This is a genomic window from Komagataeibacter europaeus LMG 18890 (genome assembly GCF_000285295.1).
Lineage (GTDB): Bacteria > Pseudomonadota > Alphaproteobacteria > Acetobacterales > Acetobacteraceae > Komagataeibacter > Komagataeibacter europaeus.
The window spans coordinates 1-3542 of the sequence record NZ_CADP01000182.1 but is presented as its reverse complement, the minus strand read 5'-3'; the positions used below and the strand labels follow the sequence as shown (position 1 = coordinate 3542).

Sequence of the window (3542 nt, the reverse complement as noted above, 5' to 3'; positions counted from 1 at the left end):
ACTGCTGCCCGTACCGAGTGCGCGGCACTGGAAAAAGAATATCTGATCGACCTTGCGGATGCCGTGGTTGTCCGTCGCACCAGCGACGGCAAAGTGCATCTGGATCAGTCGGTCAATCTGACGGCCCTGGGTTTTTCGGGCGGTCTTGCGACGGGTGCGTTCTGAGGCACGCTGCTCGGCCTGATTTTCCTCAACCCGCTGGCAGGCTTCGTGGTAGGGAGCATGACCGGCGCTGGCGTGGGCACGCTGGAGGGCCACTTCAGTGACTACGGAATCAGCGATGATTTCATCCGGGAGGTGGGCCAGCAGGTCAGGAACGGCACATCGGCACTGTTCATTCTGGTGCGCAAGGCACAGCCTGAAAAGGTCGTCAGTGAGTTCCACAAGCTGGGCGGACATCCCCATATTATGCAAACATCACTTTCTCCTGAAGCTGATGCGAAACTGCGCAGCCTGATTGGCTGAAATCGTAATCGTCCGACGCTTCCAGTCTCAGGCTGGACGCGTAGGACTGGCCTGTCTGATCCATGGCATCCTGTCCGGGTGTGACAGTACATCTTCACAAGGGGCCATCCTTCATGGCGATGTGGCGAGGACGTGTCGCATACAAGTTGCAGAACGGGCTGTGGCGCGCGCCGACTTCGGCCATCTGCAAGTCAAAAAGGCCGCAGCGTACCACGACAGGTTGGATGTATGCTTGAACAGCACGGTGTTAGCCCAATCAGTCGGTGCAGCACATGCCATCCAGCAACACGTCCAGTGCAGCCGGAACCGGGGCTGACCCGACCTTCTCTTCAAGCAACTGATGACTGATCGCCAGCATGGCCAGGCCGTGCACCTGCGCCCAACCTGCCGCCGCCAGGGCACTGACGGCAACCGGCCGGAAGCTTCCGTCGCGTTGTCCCCTTTCCAGAAGCCCCAGAAGAATCCCGAAGGTCTTCATGGCCGCGTCATGCAGTGACGGATCTATCGTCTTGTCGGCATCGGAACTGAACATCAGCCGATAAAGACCGGGATTTTGACACGCAAATCCAATACAGGCCTGCGCCGCAGCCATGAATTGCGCGCGCGTGGAAGGCAGCCCCAAAGACATGGCCTCTGTCATGTTCTCTCCAAGTCTGACGAAACCGATCCGCGCCAGTTCCCGCAACAGCATCTCGCGATCCCGAAAATGCTTGTAAGGGGCTGCGTGGCTGACACCCGTGCGTCGCGCCACTTCCCGCAGGGTGAACGCCCAGTTCTGGTCTGTGGCCAGCATGTCCAGCGCCGTGTCGATCAGGGCGCGGCGCAGGTCGCCGTGATGGTAGGGGCGGTCGTTGGTTTCACTCATTCGTGAGGTCCATGTTTACACAAGAAACTTTCATTGACACCAGATCGTCTTGCTCCATACCCTGCCTGCGTAAGTTTCTCCTGTAAACATGGAGGACGTGATGTCCGATGTTACCCCCGCTGAAATGCACCGTATTCTCGACCGCCAGCGCGCCGCGTTCCTGAATGCCGGGCCACCCGACCGGAAACAGCGGCGGACCAATCTGCGCCGTCTGAAAGCTGAAATCCTGAAGCGGCGCACCGAGATCGTGCGCGCCCTGAAAACGGATTTCGGCCAGCGGTCGGAGCGCGAAAGCGCCATCGTGGAATTGATCCCGCTGGTGCAGTCGATCAATTACATGATCGCACATCTGGGGTGCTGGATGAAACCGCAGCGCCGCCATGTCTCGGCCTATTTCCAGTGCGGTCGTGCCTGGGTGGTCCGGCAGCCGGTGGGTGTCGTTGGCATTATTGCGCCGTGGAACTATCCGGTCTCGCTTGCCCTTGTGCCACTGGCAACGGCGATCGCTGCTGGTAACCGGGCCATGCTCAAACCATCGGAATTTACACCAGCCACATCGGCGGTGATCGGCCAGATCGTTCAGGCCATCTTTCCGCCAGAGCAGGTTTCTGTGGTGACCGGCGGTGGCGAAGTGGGGGCTGCGTTTTCGGCCCTGCCTTTCGATCATATCCTGTTCACCGGCAGCACGGCGGTCGGAAAGAAGGTGGCAGAGGCGGCGGCACGCAATCTCACCCCGGTCACGCTTGAACTGGGCGGCAAGTCGCCCGTGGTGATCGCGCCCGGTTTTTCCATGCAGCAGGTGGCCGAGCGCGTGGCGTTCGGCAAGCTGACCAATGCCGGGCAGACCTGCATCGCGCCGGATTATGTGCTGGTTCATGAAGGCGACAGGGACGCTTTTGCCGCAGCCTATCAGGACGCCGTGAAAAAGCTGCATCCGGGCGGTTACGCCGGGTCGCCTGATTATACGGCCATTCTCAACACGCATCATTATGAGCGCCTGAGCGGTCTGGTCCGTGATGCCGAGGAGCATGGTGCGCAGGTCATCCGGATGGGGAGCGATTCAGCCGCCAGCCATGTCCTTGCGCCGGTTCTCATACTGGACGTCAGACCTGAACTTGCGGTCATGCAGGAGGAGATTTTCGGACCCATCCTGCCTGTGTTGACCTACAGGAACCTTGATGAAGCGATTGCTTTCATCAACGCCCGTCCCCGGCCTCTGGCCCTGTATTATTTTGGCGACAGCCGCGTTGAACGCGACAGGGTGTTGAAGAACACGATTTCAGGAAACGTGACGATCAATGGTACATTGATGCATTATGTGCAGGACGATCTGCCGTTTGGCGGTGTGGGGGACAGTGGGATCGGCGCGTATCATGGAAAGGAAGGCTTCATGGCACTTACACATGCCCGTGGGGTGTACAGACAGGGGCGTTTCAATGCGGCAACACTGCTTCAGCCGCCATTCGGCAAACTAACCGACGTCATCACCAATCTGATCCTGCGATGACGACGCGCGTTCTGCTCATCGGGGGCACCGGTCTCATCGGGCGTTCTGTCGATGCGGACCTTGCCAAGCGGCCTGATACCGTCGTCACCAGCCTGACGCGTCGGAAATCATCTTGCTCCGATCATGTCATTGATTTCGAACGCCTGTACGCGGCGCCCGAGGTGACGTTACGGACCGTCGCCCCAACTGGCGCTGACGTGGCGATTTCCTGCCTTGGCACCACAATTCGTGCCGCTGGATCGCAGACGGCCATGTTCCGCGTAGATCATGACTATGTCCTCGCTTTTGCTACAGCGGCACATGCGCTTGGCGCACGCCAGTTCATTCTCGTTTCTTCCGTGGGGGCGGGCGGTCCCGGTTTTTACCTCAGGACCAAAGGCGAGATCGAGCGCGACATCAGGGCGCTCGGTTTCAGCCGCGTGGACATCCTGCGTCCCGGCATGTTGCTGGGTCACCGTGCAGAGGCACGACCGATGGAGGCGATCGGTCAGCGGCTGGCGGCGGCGCTGGCACCGTTCATGATCGGCAGGCTTGCTGGATATGGCGCGATTGACGCGAAAACTGTCGCGAAGGCGATTGCCGGGCTTGTGGGGCAGGTGGCAGATGGATGCCGGACATATGACAATGCGGACCTGCATCGGATCGCCGGTCAAACTGCCAACTCATAAGATGATCCGGTTCGGAACCACTGGGATCAGGAATTAA

The 3542-nt window shown here is 59.6% G+C and carries 3 protein-coding genes and 1 pseudogene; 3 read left to right on the top strand and 1 reads right to left on the bottom strand.

The annotated features are described in order from the left end of the window. Positions 1-465, top strand: a pseudogene (locus GEU01_RS27130) (DUF1269 domain-containing protein); the annotation flags it as partial. Between the two features lie 256 nt (positions 466-721). Here GEU01_RS27130 and GEU01_RS20065 read toward each other — a convergent pair. Further along, positions 722-1330, bottom strand: coding sequence for a TetR/AcrR family transcriptional regulator (locus GEU01_RS20065; protein ID WP_019087471.1), 609 nt, complete (start codon positions 1328-1330; stop codon positions 722-724). A gap of 100 nt (positions 1331-1430) precedes the next feature. Here GEU01_RS20065 and GEU01_RS20060 point away from each other — a divergent pair, with 100 nt between their 5' ends. Together GEU01_RS20060 and GEU01_RS20055 are read left to right on the top strand one after the other, a co-directional pair. Beyond that, positions 1431-2837 (top strand): coniferyl aldehyde dehydrogenase, encoded by a 1407-nt coding sequence (locus GEU01_RS20060; RefSeq protein ID WP_019087470.1) that lies wholly within the window; start codon positions 1431-1433, stop codon positions 2835-2837. Continuing rightward, positions 2834-3505, top strand: coding sequence for an NAD(P)H-binding protein (locus GEU01_RS20055; protein WP_010516413.1), 672 nt, complete (start codon positions 2834-2836; stop codon positions 3503-3505). Before GEU01_RS20060 ends, GEU01_RS20055 begins: the two co-directional genes overlap by 4 nt. Positions 3506-3542: the final 37 nt, after the last annotated feature.